This window comes from Lysinibacillus macroides, from assembly GCF_001281525.1.
Taxonomy (GTDB): Bacteria; Bacillota; Bacilli; order Bacillales_A; family Planococcaceae; genus Lysinibacillus; species Lysinibacillus macroides.
The window spans coordinates 22,859-47,041 of sequence record NZ_LGCI01000002.1 but is presented as its reverse complement, the minus strand read 5'-3'; the positions used below and the strand labels follow the sequence as shown (position 1 = coordinate 47,041).

The following is a 24,183-nucleotide window of genomic DNA, read 5'->3' as shown; positions in this document are numbered from 1 at the left end:
CTGATTAGTATATATCCAATGTTAATAAATCACGTAATTCCTGATTCTCTAATTCAGTTAACCATTGACTTGATTGAATTAGTTCTTCTGATAATGCAGATTTCTGCACCAGCATTTTATCAATTTTTTCTTCAATCGTGCCAATTGTTACAAATTTATGGACTTGCACAAACTGTGTTTGCCCGATTCGATAAGCACGATCTGTTGCTTGGTTTTCAACTGCTGGATTCCACCATCTATCCGCATGTAAAACGTGGTTAGCAGCTGTTAAATTAAGCCCTGTTCCACCTGCTTTTAAAGAGAGGATAAATATAGGGAAATCTCCTGCCTGAAAAGCCTCTACTAAGCGGTCACGCTGCTGCTTAGGCATGGCACCAGTTAAGAATGGTGCATCCACATTATATAATTCACTTAAACAATGCTGTAGCAATTGTCCCATCCCTATATATTGTGTAAAGATAAGACATTGCTCACCATTGTCTACAATATCAGCAGCCATTTGCACAATGCGCTCCAATTTTGTCGAACGTGCAAGCATTGTTTCGGCATCCTCGAAAGGTTCCTTCAAATATAAGGCAGGATGATTACATAGTTGCTTTAATTTACTAAGCATTTTTAGAACGCGTCCCTTTTTTTGGAAGCCTGTTAACTGCTCTAGCTGGTCAAGTGTCTCTAAAATATAGCCTTCATATAGAGAGGCTTGCTCAGCTGTTAATGGGCAATACTCATTCGATTCGAGTTTATCTGGCAAGTTAAGCTGTAAATGCGGATCACGTTTTGTACGACGTAATAAAAATGGTTGAATTTTAGCCCGCAGCTTTTGCTTATGTGCCTCAGATTCATCACGTTCAATCGGCATAATAAATTCTTCATTGAAACGGCTAAAGCTACCAAAATAGCCCTTATGAATAAAATCAAAAATAGCCCACAGCTCAGATAAACGGTTTTCTATAGGTGTACCAGTGAGGGCAATATGATGGGCTCCCTGTAATTTACGAATAGCCTTTGATTGCAGGGTTTGCATATTTTTAATGTTCTGCGCCTCATCAAGCACAACGGTTGCCCAATTCATCTCCTGTAAAAACTCAGCATCCTGTGATACTGTGCCATAGGTAGATAAAATAACTTGTGGTTGCTCAGCTGCCACTAGCTGTTTAAACATATCATTCTTTGATCGGTTTGTCTGATAATGCGTATGCACAGTCAAGGAAGGTGCAAAGCGAGCAAGCTCTTTTTGCCAGTTACCGAGTACCGAGGTTGGACAAATAATGATAGAGGGCTTTGGATGATCTGTTATTTCTTCAACATGAAGAAGATAGGATATAAGTTGAACGGTTTTCCCTAGACCCATATCATCAGCTAAGCAAGCACCAAAACCTTGGTGACGCATAAAGACTAACCATTCAAAGCCTTCTTGCTGATAAGGGCGTAATTCTGCCTGTAAAGTGGCTGGAACTCGTACAGCAGGTAATCCTTTTTTCTCTAAAAGCTGCTCCATATAGGCTTTCAAGGATTGCTGTATTTCTAAGGCAAATAGAGGGTCATCTCTCATTGCATCATCGGCATCTTCTTCCTCAAGAGGAGCGGATAAGTCTTCAGGTAATTCTCTAAATAATAATTCGCGAACCGTCCAACTCTCATCTTCAGCCTGTTGCATCAATGCACGCATCTCCTGCATCCAATGAGCATCTACACGAAACCATTCCGTACCGATACGAATAAATTCACGTTTCTCATCGACAAGCTTTTTAAATTGCTCAGGAGAAATTGATTGTCCGTTCATAGAAAATTGCCATTTAAATGTTAAAATATCATCTAATCCAGCTACCTTTTTTGTTGCTACATTGCTAGTCGTGACGCGCACACGCATTTTAGATTGCTTTAAATCCTTTAGCCATGCTGGTAGTACAACATCAAAGCCAAGTGCCTGCAATCTAGCAAGGTCCTCACGTAAAAATAATCGTACCTCAGCATCTTCAAGTGCTGTTCGAATAAAAATATCACTTCTTATAGCATCCTTAGATAATAGGTCTACAATTTGCTGTTGCTGCTGTTCAATTTCATCCGCAAACATTTGCCACTTTGTAGGAAGTGCCTCTACTATCGATAAAGATTGCTTACGAATAGCAGGTGTCCAATAATTTTTAGTTGTCGCTGTACTAAGAACGGTTTCTACTAGCCATACATCAGAATCCTCCTCTGGCTCACTGAGTCGTAAAGAAACCGAAACTGTCCCAGCTTGGCGCGATTGTTCTAATGGCCAACCCCCACGTAAGAAAAAGGGCAAAAGCTTTGGTAAATCAGATAAAATTAAGCCAACTTGTGAGAGCTTTTGTTGCACAGCTATTTGTAATAATGCTGAATCTACATGCTCAATTGAAAATGCTAATGAGGAAAGATCCTCTGCAATAACAGCATATGACCAAAGTGACGGCTCTTGCCAATATTGCTGTAATGCCACTACTTTATCTAGCCACACCTTACTTTCCTCATCCGCGCCATACCAGCTAATAAAGGGATGCTGGTAGCGTGAGGAAAAAATATCGAGAAGCTCAGCACTTGAAACTTCAATTATAAAATCAGCTCGATTTGTTAATAAACCATAAATGTTTGCTTCATAGCTAAAAAATAATGAAGAAATAAAGGTGTCGACATCAATAATTTTGCCGTCAGCCGTAAAGCCCTGTAGCATAAAATATCCTTCCCGAGCTACTTCAATACGAAGCTGTTGTGCTTTGGAAAATGGGGAAGGGGCATTGATAGAGTTCATACTAAGTTTCCTTTCTCAATTTCTTCTTGTAATGCACGAAGACGTTTAAATTCTGTACGAATGGTATTCATATATGTTTCAAAGTAAGCCGTTTTACCTGCTCGCTTTGCCGCACTGCGCATACTTTTCCAAATGCGGACAGCCTGCTTATAATTCATACGTGATTTTTGTGTAATTTCAGCCATTGCATAGACATGATAGAGGGGCAAGACTGTAGCGGGTTCAACCTGTAGTACATCCTTTAATCCACACATCTCTAAATAAGAAAGTGATGAAGGATTTAACTGATGCAGAGCAGCCCATTCACGATAACGTCCTTTCCTTATCAAAAAGTTTGAAAACGGCTGAATACCATATACACCAAAGGCACTATATAACATTGCTTCTTCCTTCTCAGTAAGCTCGATTTCATCGAAAAGTAACTGGAATTGTCGTACATATGGAGCGCGCTGTACAACTGGTAAGACAGTCTGTAAAAAAGCTTCTAACAATGGAAGGATAGCACGTAAAATAACTGCTAGTGCATGGGTTTCACCAGCACGCTGAGCAAAGGTAGCAAGCTCAAATAATTCGTGCATTTGTGATAGATCGACCTGTGCTAAATTTTCTTGTAGTAAATCCTCTTTTTGTAGTAGCACATAAAATAATAGCTGTAACGAGGACAAAGAAATTTCCCCTGAAGGATTTTCTAACTGGTTTAAGTAGACTAGTTCCTGTTCACGCCGTGACTTTTCATAAAAAAGCACTGCCCAAAGCAGCATATACAGGTGAAGTCGAACTGGAAATAACCCTTTCTGCTCCAATAAAAACTCTCTCACTAGCTCCTGCAATGCATCGTAAAACGGATCCGTTGCAAAAAGGCGAGAACGATTGGTGAGTTCTGTTAGGATGCTTTCAAACGATTGATTGCTTTGATCAATAAAATATTTCATATATGGTGAATCCAATGAATGTCCAGGTGTTTCATTTAAGTGACGCCATATTGTATTTAAAATGGCTAATTCCATAAAGAGCTTATAAAGAGGCTGCCATTCCCTCTCATAGGGCATATGTCGACGAAGACGTTCTAACGCATCTGTTCTTATAGCCGAAAGTCCATACCCCTCTATAATTCGGCCAGGTGGCAATAATCGTTTCATTACCTCGTCAACCATCATTCTCCAGCTTTCTGGACTGCGATCAGCGGCTAAGGTTTTTAGTTGGGCAGATTTTTGCGCCCGCCAAGCACTTGACCAATCTTGGACAGAATCAAAATATTGATAAAGAGCAAGCAATGCACCAACTCGATGTCTACACCATTTTATTTGAGGACAGTTACAGCGTAGCTCCTCTTTGAAAAAATCAATTTCAACGGAAGCAGGTCTGACATCCTGAACGCTTGCATATAGTATAGAACTTACGCCATTGAAGCGTTCAAACACAATGGATTTATTCCTTACAGAAAAAACAGCACGACGTACTAGCTCTTCATCTTCTGTAGAGGAAGGATGTAACCCTTGTTCAATTTCTTTTAATTTAGTGAGCACGAATTCTTGATGATCTTTAGCTAATTGCGATATAGACAATGCCATAACCTCACCCCTTTCATCTATTTAACATGGTTAATTGCTATAAAGTGAACCTTCCATCATTGGGGGTTCTTCATTCCCACGTAAACATTTTAGCTTTACCTTACATTTTGTAGTGGGGAACTTACAGCCTGTTAATACGGGATAAAGGAAAAAAAGACTGTCTTTCCATTATACGATTAAAACACGCTAATGATAAGCTGAATGATCAGAAAGAAAAAAATTGAAGCAAAGATAGTTAACAAGACTTTTAATTTGTGTTAAAATCTGAATAATCAGATAACTAGGGAGGGATGAAGGATGATGCAAGTTCAATATATGAAGCCATTTTACACAAAAATTACTGGAGATAAATTACGTCTCGTATTTGCTTATCAATACTTCTCAATCTTAAAAGAGAATGAGATTTTCCATTTCATTCCTATAGAAGGTAAAGAGATGATGATTAACTTGAAGACGCAGCAAATTGAAAACTTATCTGAGGTTTTTGTTTTCCAGAAAGGCAATCGTTTTATCCGTTTGCCACTTTATCAATTACTACTTATTACAAATGTTCATGAGCATCTAGCACCAATTCTCGATAGTGCTGTACCACAGCCCCAAGTTCAACCTACTGTAACAACAGTAAGTGTTGGCGAAATCGATCAGCTTCTAGCAGAATTAGAGGGGAAGAATTTTGATCATTTAATTGATCGAGCATTAGCGGAAAATAATAAAGCACTCTTTTTTGACTTACTACAGCAAAAGAGCCATCAATTTGGAGGGTTCGAAATTGAATAGACGAAATTCCAAGTAAGCACCTACTTTTCATTTAATGAGAAGAAGGTGCTTTTACAATGGAATGTTAAAAAGCCTACTAATTAATAGACCTTCATTTGTAACACAGATACTTAGCTTATGGTATGTTCCTATTTATAGATCGTAATCGCAGTTGGTTGAAGCTGCAGAATAATGCATAAAAAGCCATTTACCATTAATTCCCTCTTTTATATGTACCTCAACTTTGGTAGTATTTTTGCAATAGGTTTGCGCTTTACGGATTCTCAAATTGAAAAAATAATAAAGTTAGCCGATAAAAAGAGGGGAGGAGATGATAAGTGATGTTTGGAAGACGTTCAACAAAAAAAGTGCCGATTTTACGAATTACAGCAGCAGGCTATTCAATGGATAATATTGAAGGAGATTCTGTTGTGTTGGCTATTTCTGAAAGAATACATGCACAAATCCGTGGTTTGAATGTGGCTAGTAAAAACATACAAGAGGGCATTGCACTTATTCAGACAATCCAAGAAGCATTAAATAGCATACATGCTGTAGCCCAGCGGATGAGGGAGTTAGCGATAGAGATGGCTAGTGATACGCTGCCAAATAATGATCGTGAGAAATATGACTTAGAATTTAAAACATTACAGCAAAAAATTCAAGCCATTTCGACGGATACGCAATTCAATAAAAAAGCTTTAATCAATGGGAATTATGCCAATGAGGGGATAAAAATTCATGTCGGGGCAAACTCAGGACAAAATATAGAATTACATATAAGTGATATGGATATAGCCGCCCTTTCGATTGAGCATGTTTCAGTTGCTCTTGGGGAAAATGCAGACCAAGCGATTAATATGATGGATGATGCATTAAATAAAGTATCTTACGAGCGTACAAAATTGGAGACATACCAAAATTGGCTGGAGCAAACTGATAATGGCCATCAAAAGACCATTGCTGATTTACAAAATATAGAGTTACGTATCCAAGATATAAAGGTGCGTATCCGAGAGATAAAATCACGTATTCGTTATAGCTATGTGAATCGAAAATGGTCCCAACGGATACAATGGAAGATGCTATTATACATCAACCAAAGGATGCTTATTTTACATATGCAACGAGCACAATCAACTGTGAAATCATTAGAGAATAGAACAATAAAAAATCCAATATATTGAATAATGAATCTATATTCGACACGGCTCTTTTGCAGTCCTAAATAATTAGTTATGGAAAATAATATAAAATTTAATTAAAAAAGGTGGTGAAGTCATGCTCGGTAAATGGTCAGCAACAGGCATATCCATTCTTCGTAATATGAATCAAAACTACAATACGATGAATAAGGCAATGCTACGAATTTCCTCAGGCTATCGAATCAATAGTGCAGCAGATGATCCAGCAGGCCTTGCAATTTCTGAAAAGATGCGAGCTCAAATTCGTGGCTTGAATATGGCAGCTAAAAATATACAGGACGGTATTTCTCTTGTACAAACGGCAGAGGGGGCACTGAATGAGACACACGCTATCGTACAGCGTATGCGTGAGTTAGCAGTACAGGCAGCCAATGATACCTTAACAGACAATGACCGTGCGCAGCTTGATTTTGAATTTCAAGAATTAAAAAAGGAAATTCAGCGTATTTCAACAGACACAGAATTTAACACAAAGACATTGTTAAATGGAGATCATTCAACAAAGGGTATTAAAATTCAAGCAGGGGCGAATGCAGGGCAGCATATTGAGCTATTTATCAATGATATGGGCGCTGAAACACTTGGTGTACAAGATGTTTCAATTGCTACACGCGAGAAGGCGAATCAAGCTATTTCTTCGATGGATGATGCATTAAAGCAAGTATCCAATGAGCGTTCTCGGCTAGGCGCTTATCAAAACCGCTTGGAGCATGCCTACAATGTAAACGTTAATACTGCAGATAACTTACAAGATGCCGAATCTCGTATTCGAGATGCAGATATTGCGAAAGAGATCATGAATATGGTGAAGGCTCAAATTTTAATGCAGGCAGGTCAGTATGTGCTGGCAATGCATATGCAGCAGGCACAGTCGATTTTAACATTATTAGATGTCACAAAAAAATGATGAATTTCAACGACCGTTGAAATTCATCATTTTTTTAATGTTTACGAAAGGCTTCAAGTGCTAATTTTGCTGTTGCTGTTGCTTCATTTTGTAATGGTTGGACAGCCTGATTTAATTTTTCCTGGACAGTACTATAAGATTCAAGAATGGCTACAGCTTGCTCAAACAATGTGACACCGTTCCAATCATCTATTTCCACATGCCCAATTACAGGCTGCTCTACAATTTCAGCAAATGCATCAATTTTTGGATCATAAGAAATCGCAATAAATGGTGTTGCATAAATAGCAGAGAAGATTAAAGAATGCAGTCGCATCCCAATTAGCAGTTGTGATTGTCCAATCACAGCTATTTTTTCTTCAATCAATAAATCAGCAGGTGCTATTATACTTTTTTCCTTCATGAGCGTAGCTACTTCTTTTGACGTTTTTAAATCATGCTCACCATGCATGGGAACAAAGACAATGTGCTCACCTTGGCGGGCTAACTGGTCGAGACAATGTGCAATTTTCTCCTTATATGCTATGACAGATGGCCAGTCACGAACACTTACAGCAATATAGCTTTCATCTGCTAGTGCTTCTTTGGCTAGCCAATCGCAATGAAAATCAGTACCATTTAGCCCCATCACAGGATCAGGGACCACGATAGCTTCTTTTTGAACACCAATCTCTGTTAACAAGGTTTGAGAGGCTTTATCTCTCACTGTAATTTGAGCAATTTTAGTCAAGGCCTGACGCGTAATAAACTTACTAATCGGGTGATTAATGGGCCCCATTCCTTGGGCATAAACAAATACAGGCTTCTTTAACCATTTTGCTATTTGAATAATGCCCGCATAGTAGGGGATTGTTTTCATACTCGTTTGATCCTGCAACAGACTACCGCCACCGCTAATTAGACCATCTGCCGTTTTCAACAATTGTCGGATTTCTTTTAATTTCCAACGATTCATTGCCTTTACACCATATGTTTGCTCGGTAGCTGCTGGATTGTTGGATAGCACAGTAATCTCGATATCCTGTTGCCATTTCTTTAAAGATTGAATAATGGCTAAGAGAATAGCATCATCACCAACATTATCGAATCCATAGTAGCCTGATAATACAATATGCATTAGGACCACCTCGCAATTGCCTTAGAAGCCCAGCGATAGACAAGTTTAAAAATTAAAATAAAGACAAGTCCTATGACAAAACCAAGAACCACACTATAGCATGTGCGCAATACAGAAACAGCTACTGGAATGTGTAGATGTGTAAAGGTATTTACCATAGATAAGAAGCCGATAACCCCCGGTACAAGCAGGATACTACCCCATTTGCGATTAATGCCCATTACATATAATGCTAAAACAAAGAATGGGAAACCAATTAAAAATTCCTTTGTTCTTGGACGAACATATAATGTGTTTTCAAGCCATTGTCTAAATGCTAGCTCAAGCTCACTAACAGAGCCAGAGTTACCTGTTCGACTAATATAAAATAATCCAACACCTGCAACAATAACTAATAAAAGCACATGCCAATATTTCAACTCTTTATTTAATAATGTCACAGTGTTTGATAATGAGCTTTTAAGATTTTGATCAACTAGTCGATTGATTTCAATCACTGTAAACAGTAATACACCTAAAATTGGAATCACATAAACAAGCTTAACGCCTTTAAACGCTGCAAAGCCTGTTATAAAGGCATTGCCGTTTAATAAACCAATGACAATTACAATCCCAATAAGGCTAATGCCTACTGCCTTTAAGTATTGGATCAATATTTTCGATACTTGTGTAGAACCATTGGCTGTTTTAATTACTGCATAGGTTGGTGCAAGCACTGCAATGATTAAGGCAAAAGCCTGTAAGAATAGCGTGCTCTTCAGTAAAATATACGCAATCGCTAACACAGCCATAAAGCCAGCTGCCACTAAACGTAGAGGCATCCATTTCACTAATTCTGAAACAGCAAAGGTAAATAAAATACCTGCTAGTAATACAAGTGCTGTTACCCAAACTGGTATTGTTACCTTATCAAACAGCTTTGGTTCAGCAAGCTTAAAATGGTCAGGCATATTATCCTGAACCCCTGTTAAGTACTCAACGGTTTCCTTGATATTTTCATTCGGATTACCCGTTGTTTTAATATGATAGAAGATAGAACGGATATTACGCTCTTTAACAGCTCTTGTTGTACGATCAATACTTGCATTTACTGTTAATTTTGTCTCGCGATTCACATTAATGCTATGCAAACGAATTATATTGTAATCTGTGATTTGAGCGATTTTATTTTCGCCCTTTAGTGGATTACTTTCAATTGTATAGAAGTAGTAGCCAGCATCCTTTAATTTTTCTACTAATATATGTCCATTTTCTTGTCCAAAGCCAATTGCTTCATCACCTGCACCAAGCAAACGGCCAGCAGAGGCATCCTTTAGTGCCAATAATTGATGCACGAATTGTTCATTCGCTACTTCGTTACCTGCATTTTCAACTTTAAAAATATGTGCCAGCCCATGCTTACTTATCATATCAATGGCAGGTTGGTCATAGCCAATAGGTGTTTTTAAATCATAATGATGGTTAGATGTAGGCAGGAAATAAAAGACTTCTTCTCCTACTTGTACCTCCTCTGGGTGAATACTATCCACAATTAGCTGCCGATAGCTTGCATGATCAGGCACACGAATATAGTACCCACGCTTTGTTACATCAACCTCATCTTTATAAGGCGTAAACAATAGCTGTGCGGCTAATTCATTTTCTTCATAGATCGTAATCAGGTTTTGCTTTTCCATTTCCTTTAACGTTAGAGGCTCTAAACTAACTGTTGTTAGCCCAGCCTCCTTTAAAGAGGAAAGGATTTCATCCATTGTTAAATCGCTATTTTTACTAGCAGTTTGTATTTCATCAAGGGGAATAACCATTTCATAAGCATCATTGGATTGCTCAGCATTCCACCTCTTCATCATACCTGTAGAGGAAACGACAAGTAAAAGTACAATCATTCCCCAAAGCCATTTCTGTTTTGACATAAATGTTTACCTCTCTTATTTATGAAAATCTTTTTCCGATAATTGGGATTCTCTTTAAATCTTGTTTATGAATTGCTTTCGTTAGCCATAGTAGAAGGAAATAAATAGCTCCTCCCATAATAATTGTGACAATTAAATACCCAAGTGCCCATAATCGTGTCCAATTTGCAATATCAAGCCATAGTGTTGGCAAACCAACCAATGCACCCATAACAATCGAGGCTATAATCATTTTAATCGTATCTTTTCCAAAAACAGTGAAGCGGATCATACGATAAATAAAAATAGAGTTCACAATAAATAACACAAGGTATACAAGCAATGTTGCGTAGGCAGCCCCATCAAGACCAAATGCTTGAATAAAGAAGATGTTGGCAAATATTTTTAGGACAACACCACTTATAATAATCAATGCTCCTGCCTTTGCTGCATTCATACCCTGTAAAATGCCTGTGCCAAGCAATGTTAAGGATGTAAAGACAGCGCTAAAATTAATGATTGCTAACATTAGGCTTCCCTCTAAATCTTTGAAAAGTGCAATGTTTAAAGGTAGCGTTAAGGCTAGAAGTCCGATAGCAGCAGGCCAAGAAATAAGGTGTGTCATACGATGGGTCTGCTCAATAATACTGCGTGTATCATCCAATTTATTTTCTGCAAGCTTTGTTGTAATTAATGGTACAAGAGGCAGAATAATCGAAGAGGCAAAGACTGTTGTGATTTGTACCAACGTTAGCCCTCGACCATAGATACCATAAAGATAATTAATATTGTCAGCGTCTGTTCCTGCACTTCTTAAACCATATGAAACTGTGAACGAATCCACGAAGTTAAAGAGAGCCATTGTTACAGAACCAATTGCAATGGGAATAGAAATTTTTAAAATGGTTTTACTCCAAATAGAAAAATCCCTAGCCGTATATTTCTCCTTGCTTGTTACTTTGAACGAAGAACGAAAATATTTAAAGCGTAAATAGAGCAGTGAGCTAAGCGCTCCAATTACAGAGCCGACCATAATGCCGCCAGCTACAATATTATTGGAATAATTCATAGTAACAAGGCAATAGGCAACAATTAAAATTAAAGCAACACGGACAAACTGCTCAAGTACCTGAGAAATAGCAGTAGGGCGCATATCTCCAAAGCCTTGGAAAAACCCTCGATAAACAGCCATATATGGGGCAACAAGCAATGTAAGAGCCACAATAATTAATGCAATTTCTGTTGAAGGTCCACCAAGTGCATTGGCAATTTGACCAGAAAAGCCATAAATGATGGCAAAACTAATGACGCCAAAGGATAGGGTAAGGATGCTTGCTGTTACATAAATTTTCTTTACTTTAGCGGTATCATTATGCGTATTAGCTTCTGCTATCAGCTTTGAAATGGCGATCGGAATACCTGCAACTGATAAATATAATGCGACCATATAGATAGGGTAGACAAAGTTAAAAATACCGAGTACATCATCCCCAGCAATATTTTGAAGCGGTATACGGAACATACTGCCAATTATTTTCGAAAGTAACGTAGCAATCGTTAAGATCAGCGTACTTTTAACAAATGTGGACTGACTCATTTTGCTGTACCTTGACCTTTAAGCTTTGATGCGAAAACTTTGAGAGCAAAGCGTGGAAGAACAAGCATTCTCACGAAGCGGCTTGGCTGACGTAGCAAGCGGTAGAACCATTCGAGATTCAGCTTTTGCCAAATAACTGGTGCACGCTTGACAGTACCAGCAATAACATCAAAGGAACCACCCACACCGATAAATACACCCTTTGAAAACTTATCGAGATTTTCCGCAATCCATTTTTCCTGTCTTGGTACACCCAATGCTACAAATACAAGGTCAGGCTGTAACGTAGCAATTTCCTGCGCAATACTATTGTTATTCCAGTCAAAGAAGCCATCATGATAGCCGACAACCTCCACATTCGGGTAGGTCTTGTGAATATTAGCCACCGTTTTGTCGATAGTTTCCTTTTGTGCCCCTAATAAATAAATTTTAAAGCGCTTTTGCTGTCCAATCTCTAAAAGTCGTACCATTGTATCATAACCAGTGACACGACCTGGTAACGACTCGCCAAGTATTTGCGCTGCTTTGACAACACCAATCCCATCTGCGCAAATATAAGTCGCCTGCTTTAAATAATTCATCACCGTAGGATTTTCATTTGCCTGCATCACCACTTCAGGATTCGCTGTTACAACGAAAGTCTTTTCTTGCTGTTCAATACGCTGAACGAGTAAATCAACAAACCCTTGCTGATGGATATGTAAAAAGGGTACGCCCATAATCGTTACATGCCTCATATAGTGTTCAAACCTTTCTGTAATTCCTTTTTCACTGCAATCTATCATACCACAAAAGCAATTCTGACAGGAAATTTTCGTTAACTGTAACAATTGAGCGTTTGTATGTTGGAAATGAGCGGTTCTGGTCAATAATTGAGCGGTTACGTCAGAAAAATGAGCGTTTAACTCCTATAATTGAGCGCGTAGTCCCCATGATTGAGCGAACATATAAAAGAAATACCATAATCCATCACAACAGAAAACATCTTAAAAAGATCCCTTGCCATAATTCCATGTCTACCCATAAAATTTGAGTTTCTTCTATTATATTAGTGACAAAAAATTAACATAAAAAAGAGTGCGAAATAGTATCGCACCCTCTTTTTATGATTGCTATAGATCATTTTTTACAATATAATCGCCATGCACCCAACCTGTTTTGCCATTGTAAATGACCTGATACCAATCGCCATCCTTAATAAATTCACCCTCATCATCTACTGCACCAATAATAAAGCCATTTGGTTTCACCGTTCCGACAATACTGCTTGTTGTGGAGGGCTCACTGCGAACATTCAGCATAATCGTCATATTGACAATTTGTAAGCCATTTTCGAGAATGACGTAATCATCAAGTACCCAGCCTTCTTGTCCATCTGCTCTCACTTTCAACCAGCCACCATTTTCACCAAGCACCTTAAAGGTTGTATCCTTTGGCAAATTCGTAATAATTGAAGCATTATCTACGGTATTTGGATAAGTTCGCATATTCAAATTAATAGTCACCATCCCCGCTGTACCAGCTAAAGCAGTGTCTAACGCATAGCGCTTCGATGGGTCTGGTAAAGTAACCGAAGCAGGCTGACCTTGATAAACAGGAACATCAAATACTAAATTCGTTGTTGCATCCGCGCCAATTAATTCATAAAGCTCATAAATTTTCTTCGCCTGAATATCTGCCCACATCACATGTGTTGCATACTGATGAACTGTAGGATTATCCGGATTCCAGCGCATTTTATACAATGTATCCTGTCCTTGATTAATATAACGCTCTGTTACAAACTCTGTGCCGCCAATAATCGCATCCTGCACTGTAAACCAGCCATTTGTATAAGCACGCTCCGCCCCATATTTATTAGCATCTGCATCAATAGCGCCAATACCATAAGCATTATAAGCTGTCTTTATCTCCGTTAGCTGCTCTCGATTGTCAGACGTTACCACAATAGGCTTGCCAGTTTGATCAAGCCCCACCTCAATACCTTTAATAAGTGCAGAGGAGCCATTATTCGTTTCATGCAATGCATGTGATAATAAATAGATCGCATTGACATTGTATTGAATGCCTGCCTCAATAAAGGCATCACCCATGCCACTTAAGCTTCCTTTATTTGCAAGCACTTTTTCATTTAATTCCTTAGCACTTAGATTATTCACGACAGTTGATAGCTTTAAAAATTGATAATAGGATGGGCTATCCTGCATAAAGCTTTTTGGGTGTACATAGTATGACACTAGTGCCTCGCTAGCCGTGAAAGCACCAGCACCATCAACTTTGGGATTATTGCCAGCCTGTTTGCTTACCACGTTCGCATAATTCTGTGAGTAGTTTGTCGTGATATATTGCTTACTGCCAGAAACGGGCGCTTCTAAATGAAGCAAACGATACAGCACAGTTGCTGCCTCTGCACGTGTTGTTTGGGCAAGTGGTGCAAATTGGTTATTAGGCTTGCCACCAAGCAGTCCCGCAGCAACAACAGCTTGTACATCAGCATAGGCCCATTTTGCAATACGTGCATTATCATTAAAGGCAATAGGGGAGGTGGACGTCTGAATATCTAAATAATGAAGAGCCCTTTTTAACATCGCTGCCATTTGCTGACGATCAATATACGCTTTTGGATTGAACTTACCTTGTTCATCTCCTTTAATAAGCCCATAATAACTAGCCTGCTGAACAACACCATAATACCAGTCATCTTTCTTTACATCGCTAAATGTTTGATTACTTGAAGCAGTTGGTAGATTGAGCGTTCGTACAAGAAATGCTGCAAACTCTGCACGTGTAACAGCAGCATTTGGACGATAATTGCCAAGTTCATCTCCCTTCATTAAATCATTGGTAATTAGATAGTTCATTTCATGGTAGGCCCAATGCTTCGAAATATCCTCTGCTGCCGCCGTAGTAGGCGTAAGATATAACATACCCGCAAGCACAGCCCCATAAAGAGGTAACGTATGTTTCATTTTACAAGCTCCCTTCAATCGTTGATAGTCTGATCCTATCAAACTATCAAAAGTGTAGCATAAAAATAAGATATCTATTATTACAACACAGGGACAGATAGAAGGGGTTAGTCATGAAATAAAGAAAAAACAACAAAATACTACCCTATATATTTCTGTTTCTTTACAAATATAACTAAAACATTACGGCAAACTTTAATTTTTGACAATTTCGTAACCAATCCAAAAAATGCTTGGTTATTATGAAGAGTCAGGTATAATAGGTAACGTAGCTATAAGTTACCATTCCAAATGAGACAATAAATAGTAGGAAGTTTTCAGGAATCTACTTACAACCATAATTGTTATGGAAAAAAAAACTTTCATACCTAAATTTATGTTTCAATGCTTGAAATTTGGAAAAGATAGTGTTATATTATTGTAGAAAGTGAATAAGCTTACTAGAATGGTATTCTACTACGCTTTTTCTAGTAACTTAACTAACGAATTTGCTTTAGTTTTGGATTGTTCAAGAAAACTATAATACATACAGTTAGGCAACTAATAAGACAGTAATATAGTTTTCGTTGAATTAATATCATTTTTAGGAAATCTAGGGAGGAATACATTAATGGCAAAGCAAAACAAAGGCCGTAAGTTCTTCGCGGCATCAGCAACAGCTGCATTAGTTGCATCAGCAATCGTTCCTGTAGCATCTGCTGCGCAAGTAAATGATTTAAATAAAGTTTCTGGGTACGCGAAAGAGGCAGTTCAAGCTTTAGTAGACTCTGGCGTAATTCAAGGTGATGCTAAAGGGAACTTCAACCCACTAAATACAATTTCTCGTGCAGAAGCTGCTGAAATCTTCGCAAAAGCTTTAGATTTAGACGCTAGTGGAGACGTAAACTTCAAGGACGTTAAAAAAGGCGCTTGGTACTACAACTCAATCACAGCGGTTGTAGAACACGGAATTTTTGAAGGTGTAAGCACAACTGAATTCGCACCAAGCAAATCTTTAACTCGTTCAGAAGCTGCTAAAATCTTAGTAGAAGCTTTCGGTTTAGAAGGTGACGCAAGTGTAGATGGATTTGCTGACTCTTCTTCAATCAAACCTTGGGCTAAGCAATACCTAGAAATCGCTGTAGCAAACGGCATTTTCCAAGGTACTGACACAAACCGTCTTAACCCTAACAACACAATCACTCGTCAAGACTTTGCTTTAACATTCCAACGTACACTTAACTTAGAAGAGAACGAAGAAGTAGTTGAAGCATCATCTGTAAAAGCAATTAATAACACAACTGTTGAAGTAACATTTGACGAAGCACAAACAACTGTAAAAGCTAGCGATTTCAGCATTGATGGTTTAGAAATCAAAAATGCAGCAATCAAACAATCTAACAACAAAGTGGTTGTCTTAACTACTGCATCTCAAACGGCTGAGCAAGAATATACTCTTTCTTACCGTGATGAAGTAATCGGTGGATTCAAAGGTGTGGCTGCGGTTATTCCAACAGCTGTAACAGCAGTTGAATTTGAAAATCCAGTAGTAGAAGGCGAAATTGGTAAAGAAACAACTACACAAGTTAAATCACACAAATCGCAACAGGCACCACTTGGTACACAAGTGACTGTACAAGCACAAGTAACAGTTGGAGAAGGTCAATCTAAAGCAGGTATTCCTGTAACATTTAACATCGTGAATGCTCAAGGTTCTGATAATAAAAACCCAAGCGGTGGTTTAAACCCAGCAATCGTAGCTGAAGCACTTACAGATGAAAATGGTGTAGCTTCATACGCATATACTCGTTATGCTGCAACATCTCAAGATTTAAACACAAGTGACGAAGTACAAGTATATGCAACGGGTAATCCAACTGCACGTGACTTCACAAAAGTATACTGGGCAAACACACAACCATTAACAATTACTGAAGTAACAACAGGTAATAAATTAAACAATGGTGCGAAAAAAGTTTATAAAGTAAAAGTAGCTGGCGTAAATAATGCCGCTGAATTAGAAAAGAAATATGGCTCGCGTGACATCAACGTTGGTTACTTGGATAACGTAAACGTTGCACCAGATAAAGCAAATAAAAATGTAACAGTAACAGATAATACTACTGGAATTACTTTAGGTTACCCAGGTCAATTCACAACAACTAATTCAACTGAAACAAATCGTTTCAACGCTGTACGAGTTAAATTAGATGCTAAAGGTGAAGCTACATTCACATTAACTGGTTCAAATCAAACTGTAACACCATTTGTATGGGTTGATGATGCAGTAGGTAATACAAATGCAACAATTGATCGTTTTGATAAAACAGAATTAGCAGCATTTGCAGCACCACTTACATTTGCAAAAGAGCAAGTGTTAAGTGTGAAAGTTGAATCACTTGGCACAAAAGATGCATCTGCATATGAAGAAAGCTTTGATCGTACAGGTCGTTACGAATACCGCAACGGAAATTTAGTATTAGTTCGTGATCCAAATGGACAATTAACAGGTGCAAGCCTACCAGTTCCAAATGGCTCAACTATCATTAACAACACTAACCCACTTCGTTCTGATGAAAGAGTACCATCAGGTTTCGTTTATACAGAACTTGGTAATAATGCGGTTGTAACAGGTGTAGTTGCTTTAGAAGGTGCTGGTAAATTCCCAACTAGAAAAACGAACCAACTTTCTAACACACACCTTTCTAAATATTCTTACACTGGCTCAGTAAAAGAGAAAAATGAAGCACTTGCTGCTGATTTAACAAATACAGGTGGTCGTGATTACAAAGTATCTTACACAGATAAAGATGGTAAAGCGGCACAGGCGGGGCAAGTGGTGAAAGTTGAATTAAAATATGGTTCAGCAAAAACTACTGCGACAGCATCAGTAACGCCAATTTACTTCATTGATAATAACTCACACACAGTATATAAAGTGAGTGATTTCTCAAAAGAGAAAGAAACATTCTCTTTATCAACTGATGCGAAAGGTCAAGTATCATTCACAGTAATTGGTGGTCGTGATAGCTATGCAACACCAACAGCATTTGTAGAAACTGGTGATAAAGATGGACTAGATACAAATGATGCACAAGAAGCAGGCGAAATCGTATACTTCGGTGACCGTACAATCAATAGTGCGAAATTAACAATTGATAACGAAGATACGACTTCTAAATCTGTTGCAGAAGAAGTAACATTCTCGTATCAATCAACAGATCAAAACAAAAAGCACTATCATGTAAAAGACAGTACTGATTTTATTGCTACTTTCCAAGTATCAACAACATTCTCGCCAGCTACTGTAGAATACACTGACCGTAATGGTGCTTTACGTGTGGAAACTGTAAATCAAGGTAGCACAAGATCATTTGATGTAAAATCAACAAATGGTAAAGCGGATCTGAAAGTAAAATCTGTACGTGGAAACCGCGTTGATGTAACAGCAAGCGCACACAATTTACCAGTGTTAAACGCAAGCGCTTCATTCACTTCATTAAACAATGAAGGTATCGCATACGGACAATCTGTACGTGGTAAAGTGATTGCTGTAGATAAAGAGAATAACCGTATTTTATTAACAGATTCACGAGGCGAAAAAGTTTACGACTTGAAGTATGAAGCAGATGAACTATATTACAAAGGTGCTTCTGGTGCATCTGAAGCAACATTTGAAGCTCATTTGAATGTTGGTGATGAATTATTCTTCACACAAAAAGCTGATGCGAACAGCAAAGCGAAGTTTGATAACTTAGATATCCAATCAGGAATTCGAGTTGATAATGACAAAGTAATTGCAAAACGTAATACATTCATCATTGAAGGTGACTATACGTCAACACTTAAAGAGTATGATTTTGCTCATAATGCTCCAGCAGGATATCTTGATGCAACTGGTAGAGCATTAGTAGATGCTGATTTCCAAATCAATGGAGATAACATTAAACTTAGCAATGTGAAAATCTATGGTAATGTAACAGTAGGACGCACAAATGCCTCTGTACAACAAGTTCTTAACGACTTTGCATTAAACAATGTAGAAGTTACAGGTACAGTAACAGTTAACCAAGGTGATGGTAATACATTCGTTATCACTGGTAATTCTAGCTTAAACCGTGTGGTATTAAACATTCCAGAACACGTTGCATTAGCTGGTGGTTCTAATATCAGTCAATTACTTGTTACACAAAACGGTTCTACTTTAACTGGTGTAACGGGTGATGGTGCTGGTACAGTTAATGAACTTTCTGTAGCTCCAGGTGTTTCAATCACTCCAAAAGATGTTGATGCAACACCAACTGCAGAAGTACCATTCACTGCTACAACTACAACTGGTGATACAGTAACATTAACATTCACAGCTGGTACGTATGCAAACACAACTAGCTTAACTGTAACTCCAGGTACAATTGGAACAACTTCTGGTGATACAGTAACATTTACACTTGCAGAAGGTGTAGTTGGCAAAACGTTTGAAGTGAAATTCACTCAAAATAATGTAGTAAAAACATTTACTGTAGTAGCAGGTACTGTAGGTAATACAGCTACAATCACTCGTAAATACTAATTCTCAAATTAATAGAACAAGTTATATAATATAAAGACTGTTGACAAATCTAGTTTATCTAGGTTTGTCACAGTCTTTTTTGTTTGGTTATTGGGTTGTCCGTAATCTAATGAAGTGAGTGGAATTTAAGGAAGATCAAGCGTAAATGTGAATTCAAAGTATACATAGTTTTTATCTTGGTTCAGAAGAGGATCCTTTTCTTGATAGGGAGAGTGTGAATATCTTATTTCGTCTAGTGCAATGGGTATTCAAATACACACTGAACCAAATGAAATGCCTCTGGTAGATGTCACAGATTTTGAAGAGGAGCTTTTCAAATAATCAACAGCATTGTTGAGTAAATGCTGTTGATTATTTGAAATATGGCTGAATTCTTTTCTGTTATAGCTTCACGGTAGCTACTTGAACCATCTCGGCTAACGGTTTGAACATGTAGTTGGGATTGAAGCTAAGCTTCAACTAATTCACTTGTTCTTCCTGGTAAGATGGCGAGTGGTTGATGTATCTCTAAATCACAAATGAGCATACCGTAATCATGTCCTTTTCAAAAGGCAAAATCATCAAGACCAATTAACTGTTGTTTGAGATAATTCAATGCTTGTCGTCCGAATGAGTCGCAAAAATGTATCGTAAAGTGGATTTGGCAACTAAAAAATGTATAAAATGGACATTAATTTTGTAGCCACTTGCCAACACTATTTTTACTAACTTCTAATACTTGAATGACGGTATCGATAGCTCTCGCCTGTAAAAATCGTTAGGTGTGAATGATGGATTAACCGATCGATAACTGCCTCTGTTAACACTTGATTGCCGAATACATGATTCCATTGCCCAAATTGCAGATTGGTTGTGATAATGATGCTGCGCTTCTCATAACACATTGAAATCACTTGGAAGAGTAATTCAGCGCCTTCCTTACCTAATGGAATATAGCCTAATTCGTCTAATATCAAGAGGTCCAGCTTATCTACTTGATTCATTAATCGATTCAGCTGGCCTTTTTGATTCGCATCAATCAATTGATTGACTAGTCCAGCGACCGTATAAAACCGAACTTTATGGCCGTATCTAGTTATGGCATTTAACGCAATACATTTACTTAAATACGTTTTACCTGTCCCCACACCACCATACAAAATAAGATTTTCACGCTTTTCCAGAAAAGCCCCATCAAGGAGCTCCTCCTTCGAAATCGTTTTTGGTAATTGGACATGTTGCCATTCATACGGCTCTTGGCCACTTTGCGGCAACTGCGCTTGTTTTAATAAGAGATTTAATTTTGACTGTTCACGTTGCTCAATTTCTCGTGTAAAAAGCTTTTCTAAAAACTGAACTTCTTCCGCTGTTAGTTCCTCAATATGTGACCGCAATTGGCTCAATTTCAAACGCTTGGCGCACTCTACTAATAATTCGCTCATGAAGACACCTCCGAATCAAAGAATACATCGTATCGCTCTGTTCCTCTGGTCACCTCTGGCAAAGTAGGGATCGCCGGTTTCGTCTCAATCGATTTATAAGGCTACTGATTAAACTTCCTTGCTCGGAAAGCCTGTTTAATTTGCTCTACTGATGGATGTCCCATCGCACTTGCCATACGTAGAGCTTCAGTTAATTCATCAAAAGAGGCATGGGTCATTAATTCCGCTAAAAGTGAAAAGGCTGTTTTTTGCTCCGCTTCTTTACACATTTTCAAATACTGCTGCCATTCATCTGGTAACTGATCATAAACACCCGAATATTTAATGGCTCTCGGTCTTTTAGCTACTAATTTTAAATAAGGTTGCCAAATCATTGATTTGGTCTGATTACCGTAAAGCCTTGGATGGCGGACAATACATTGATAGGCTTCATCTAAAATTCGAACCTCATTATAAAGAACTTCAATGAGTACCTTCTTTTGTGCGAAACGAGGAGAGGTGGAGTACAGCTTCGTTTCAAAATGAATAAGTCCCGATTTATCTGCTTTCACTGTTGAATACGGCCACAATGGAAGGGCTTCTCAGGTAAAACAAGATGTTTTTCCACTGTTTGTTGATGTAAGACACGTTGTTCAATTTCTTTTTCATAATGCACACGTAGCTGATCCTTTTCGGCCAGAAGCCATTGTTGTTCATTAAAGTCATCTAGGTCCGTGAAATAAGGGGCTGGCAATAAGAAGTTATTGCGAATATATTTCACCATGTTCTCGACATGTCCCTTTTCATTGCCGCTGCCTGGATTACAAAATTCAGCTTCAAAACCATAATGTAAGACAAACCGTTCAAAACTGTCCGTTAAATCGCGCTCACCATTGTTATGAATTTTCACCACAGCTGGTGATAAGTTATCGAAACGAATCGTCTTCGGGACATTCCCTAATCGCATGAAAATTCGTTGAAGCCCTTCTAAAAAACACTCCGTATTTTCTGATGGAAACACCTGATAATAAAATGTAGTAGAGAACGGAAATGACATCACTAAGAAAGGTAATTCAATGACCGTTCCCCCGTAATGGAAAGGGGCTTTACCAAAATCTACTTGTGCAGTGCCAGGTACAGTTTCAAGCGGTAATGCCGCTCCTTCTGCCTCCTTCTTCAACTCCGCCTTACGCTTACTTACATATCGGCGTACTGAGCGCTCTGAGCCTTCGAAGTTGTGTTCTTCCATTAGTTGCGTAAACATTCGTTTGGCAGTTCGTTGGAACTTCTTCTTGAACTTCAAATCTTCTTCTAACCATTGATCAATAATAGGCTTCACCTTATCCATCACTGGTGATTTACGCTTTTGTTTTAATGTTTGAGGAAATTCCTCTTGGTTCGCATACTTTTTCACTGTACGCCAATCGTGCTTCACACTTTTGGCAACGTCCTTGTAAGAACGCCCTTTTTGATTCACTTCATGTCTGATATAATTAATTTCTACCACTTGTAACATCTCCTATGTTACCTCCTGTCAAACGTTATTGGTCTAACGAGGAGTGTAACTTTATTGGTTAATGTTGGCAAGTAGTTTTTTCATACATAAATTAGTGACCGAAAGGTACATTATTAGTTTGCCATAACCAGGCTGTACATATCTTGATCGAAAATGATCCAAGCTACTTATGTAAAATAGCCATCTCTCTCTGAAAAAAATTACAGGAAACATGGCTATTCGTCGTGTATACCGTGAAGATGTACTATTTTTATTTTATACCTATTTCCCTACAAAGTAAGCGTAAAATAATGCCCACCTAGTTTTTCAGGTGGGCATTGGTGTATTCTTTACTTAACTTTATCAGGAATACGGCATTCCTTTGGAATGGTTTTTGACCACGGAAGGAACTGATCAAGTGCTTCCTGATCATCTAGATCTATTTGTGGTAATTGTTCAAAAAGATAGTTTAAGTAGCTCATGGGATTTAACCGGTTCTCTTTGGCAGTTTCTACAATGCTATAGATAATGGCACTGGCAGTTGCACCTCTCATAGATTGGGAAAACAGCCACGATTTTCTCCCCATAACGAATGGTTTAATAGAACGCTCCGCTCTATTATTATCAATTTCAAGACGCCCATCTTTCATAAAGGTAATAAGTTTAGGCCATTGGTTTAAACTATAGTTAATTGCTTCACCTAGTTTGCTTTTTGGTGGAACTTGAGGGCGTTTTGATTTTAGCCATGCTAAAAAAGCATCCAACACGGGTTGACTGCGTTTTTGACGTTCTTCTTTCCGTTGTTCTGGGCTACAATTTTTGATTTCCTCATCTATCTGTTTCTCAATTTTAAATAATTGATTACAGTATTGGAGTCCTTCAGCCGCTAGAGTTGTAGATTTATCTACATTGGCAGGCAACGATTTGAGCGTTTCATCGAACTTTCTTCGTGCGTGAGCTAGACATCCAACTAACTCCACATTCTTCAAATCGTGGTATCCTGCATAACCATCGACATGAAGGTATCCCGAAAACCCCTTAAGAAATGCCTTTGGGTGCTTACTGTGGCGCGAAGTCTGGTAATCGTATAAAACAATCGGTGTTATGTCACGGCCAGATCGGTATAACCACATATAGGATTTGGAATTTGCAGCCTTTCCGGGTTCTGCTAAAACTTGAACTGTTGTTTCGTCTGCGTGCAGACGGTCAAGTTGAAGTAGAAGCTCATGCAAGCGATTGTAAAGCGGTGAGAGCCACTTCATTGAACCATATATTACCCAGTTGGCAATCGTTTGGCGTGATAGAAAGACACCAAGTCGTTCAAATTGTTTTTCAATTCGGTACAATGGCATTCCTTCTACGTATTTTTGATTCATGATATATGCCATTGAAGAAGGCGAAGCGAGACTTTTTGGAAAAACTGCCGCAGGCATTTTAGCTGTGACAATCGGTGTTTCGATTCCTTCACGTTCACATTTACGACAGCTGTAAATATGTTGAATATGCTCCACGACTTTCACTTGAGCAGGGATAATCCTTAATTCTCGTCGCGTTTCCGTACTCATTTCATGCACAGTTTCACCGCAACACAAACAGACCTGCTCTTCTTCGGATAAACGATAATGAATCGTTTCCGTAGGCAAGTTTTCAAGTTTCGCATCTCGTTGTCCTACATACTTCTTTCGATTATACGTAATCGTTTCAAGCGTAGGTTCTTCCACTTTTACATCCGCTGTGATTTCAGCTTCATTAAAAAGAGATAGTTCGATTTGATCCGGATTTGTTTTTTCACTAGATGTCCCGAATCTCTTTTGTTGGCTTAGTCGGAATTGTTCTTCCAACCATTTTACTTTTGCCTCTAGGACTTCTTTTTGTTTTTCTAAATCCGCATTTTTTGCTGCGAGTTCTTCAATTGTATCTTGTAGTTCATGCGTATTTTTTTCCATGAAAATAGA

15 protein-coding genes are annotated in these 24,183 nt (G+C 38.3%); 4 read left to right on the top strand and 11 right to left on the bottom strand.

Going from position 1 to position 24,183, the window contains the following annotated elements; all coding sequences use genetic code 11:
• Positions 1-4 precede the first annotated feature (4 nt).
• Together ADM90_RS00375 and ADM90_RS00370 are read right to left on the bottom strand one after the other, a co-directional pair.
• The gene (locus tag ADM90_RS00375) at positions 5-2,770 is read right to left on the bottom strand and encodes a DEAD/DEAH box helicase (protein ID WP_053993098.1); all 2,766 of its coding nucleotides are present in this window, start codon (positions 2,768-2,770) and stop codon (positions 5-7) included.
• Positions 2,767-4,341, bottom strand: a complete 1,575-nt coding sequence (locus ADM90_RS00370; RefSeq protein WP_053993097.1) for a hypothetical protein — start codon at positions 4,339-4,341, stop codon at positions 2,767-2,769. Before ADM90_RS00370 ends, ADM90_RS00375 begins: the two co-directional genes overlap by 4 nt.
• Before the next feature lie 297 nt (positions 4,342-4,638).
• Here ADM90_RS00370 and ADM90_RS00365 point away from each other — a divergent pair, with 297 nt between their 5' ends.
• From ADM90_RS00365 to ADM90_RS00355, 3 genes are all read left to right on the top strand, one after another.
• Entirely contained in the window at positions 4,639-5,118 is a 480-nt protein-coding gene (locus tag ADM90_RS00365) for a hypothetical protein (protein WP_053993096.1), read from the top strand.
• A 320-nt stretch (positions 5,119-5,438) separates the two neighbouring features.
• Positions 5,439-6,284 carry a flagellin N-terminal helical domain-containing protein gene (locus tag ADM90_RS00360; RefSeq protein ID WP_053993095.1) on the top strand — a complete coding sequence of 282 codons (846 nt, stop codon included), beginning with the start codon at positions 5,439-5,441 and terminating at the stop codon, positions 6,282-6,284.
• 94 nt (positions 6,285-6,378) lie between these two features.
• Positions 6,379-7,209: a flagellin N-terminal helical domain-containing protein gene (locus ADM90_RS00355; RefSeq protein ID WP_053993094.1), complete on the top strand. Its 831-nt coding sequence runs from the start codon at positions 6,379-6,381 to the stop codon at positions 7,207-7,209.
• Positions 7,210-7,243: 34 nt separating this feature from the next.
• Here ADM90_RS00355 and csaB read toward each other — a convergent pair whose 3' ends face one another.
• From csaB to ADM90_RS00330, 5 genes are all read right to left on the bottom strand, one after another.
• On the bottom strand, positions 7,244-8,326 hold the full coding sequence (csaB, locus tag ADM90_RS00350) for a polysaccharide pyruvyl transferase CsaB (protein ID WP_053993093.1): 1,083 nt from the start codon (positions 8,324-8,326) through the stop codon (positions 7,244-7,246).
• Complete coding sequence (locus tag ADM90_RS00345) at positions 8,326-10,239, bottom strand: DUF5693 family protein (protein ID WP_053993092.1); 1,914 nt, start codon at positions 10,237-10,239, stop codon at positions 8,326-8,328. Before ADM90_RS00345 ends, csaB begins: the two co-directional genes overlap by 1 nt.
• A 19-nt stretch (positions 10,240-10,258) precedes the next feature.
• Complete coding sequence (locus tag ADM90_RS00340) at positions 10,259-11,815, bottom strand: putative polysaccharide biosynthesis protein (protein ID WP_053993091.1); 1,557 nt, start codon at positions 11,813-11,815, stop codon at positions 10,259-10,261.
• Positions 11,812-12,552 carry a WecB/TagA/CpsF family glycosyltransferase gene (locus ADM90_RS00335; protein ID WP_235473229.1) on the bottom strand — a complete coding sequence of 247 codons (741 nt, stop codon included), beginning with the start codon at positions 12,550-12,552 and terminating at the stop codon, positions 11,812-11,814. Before ADM90_RS00335 ends, ADM90_RS00340 begins: the two co-directional genes overlap by 4 nt.
• A 375-nt stretch (positions 12,553-12,927) precedes the next feature.
• Positions 12,928-14,784, bottom strand: a complete 1,857-nt coding sequence (locus ADM90_RS00330) for an S-layer homology domain-containing protein (RefSeq protein ID WP_053993089.1) — start codon at positions 14,782-14,784, stop codon at positions 12,928-12,930.
• 610 nt (positions 14,785-15,394) lie between these two features.
• Between ADM90_RS00330 and ADM90_RS00325 the strand changes: the two genes are divergently transcribed.
• Entirely contained in the window at positions 15,395-19,333 is a 3,939-nt protein-coding gene (locus ADM90_RS00325) for an S-layer homology domain-containing protein (RefSeq protein ID WP_053993088.1), read from the top strand.
• Positions 19,334-20,037: 704 nt separating this feature from the next.
• On the opposite strand, the gene istB is transcribed toward ADM90_RS00325, so the two are convergent.
• The 4 genes from istB to tnpC all read right to left on the bottom strand — a co-directional run bounded on the left by istB (position 20,038) and on the right by tnpC (position 24,174).
• Positions 20,038-20,754, bottom strand: a complete 717-nt coding sequence (gene istB, locus ADM90_RS00320; protein WP_053993087.1) for an IS21-like element helper ATPase IstB — start codon at positions 20,752-20,754, stop codon at positions 20,038-20,040.
• Between the two features lie 101 nt (positions 20,755-20,855).
• Positions 20,856-21,323: a Mu transposase domain-containing protein gene (locus ADM90_RS24915; protein ID WP_235473227.1), complete on the bottom strand. Its 468-nt coding sequence runs from the start codon at positions 21,321-21,323 to the stop codon at positions 20,856-20,858.
• On the bottom strand, positions 21,302-22,249 hold the full coding sequence (gene istA, locus ADM90_RS24910) for an IS21 family transposase (RefSeq protein WP_235473225.1): 948 nt from the start codon (positions 22,247-22,249) through the stop codon (positions 21,302-21,304). Before istA ends, ADM90_RS24915 begins: the two co-directional genes overlap by 22 nt.
• A 329-nt stretch (positions 22,250-22,578) precedes the next feature.
• Positions 22,579-24,174 (bottom strand): IS66 family transposase, encoded by a 1,596-nt coding sequence (tnpC, locus tag ADM90_RS00310; RefSeq protein WP_053993086.1) that lies wholly within the window; start codon positions 24,172-24,174, stop codon positions 22,579-22,581.
• Positions 24,175-24,183 lie beyond the last annotated feature (9 nt).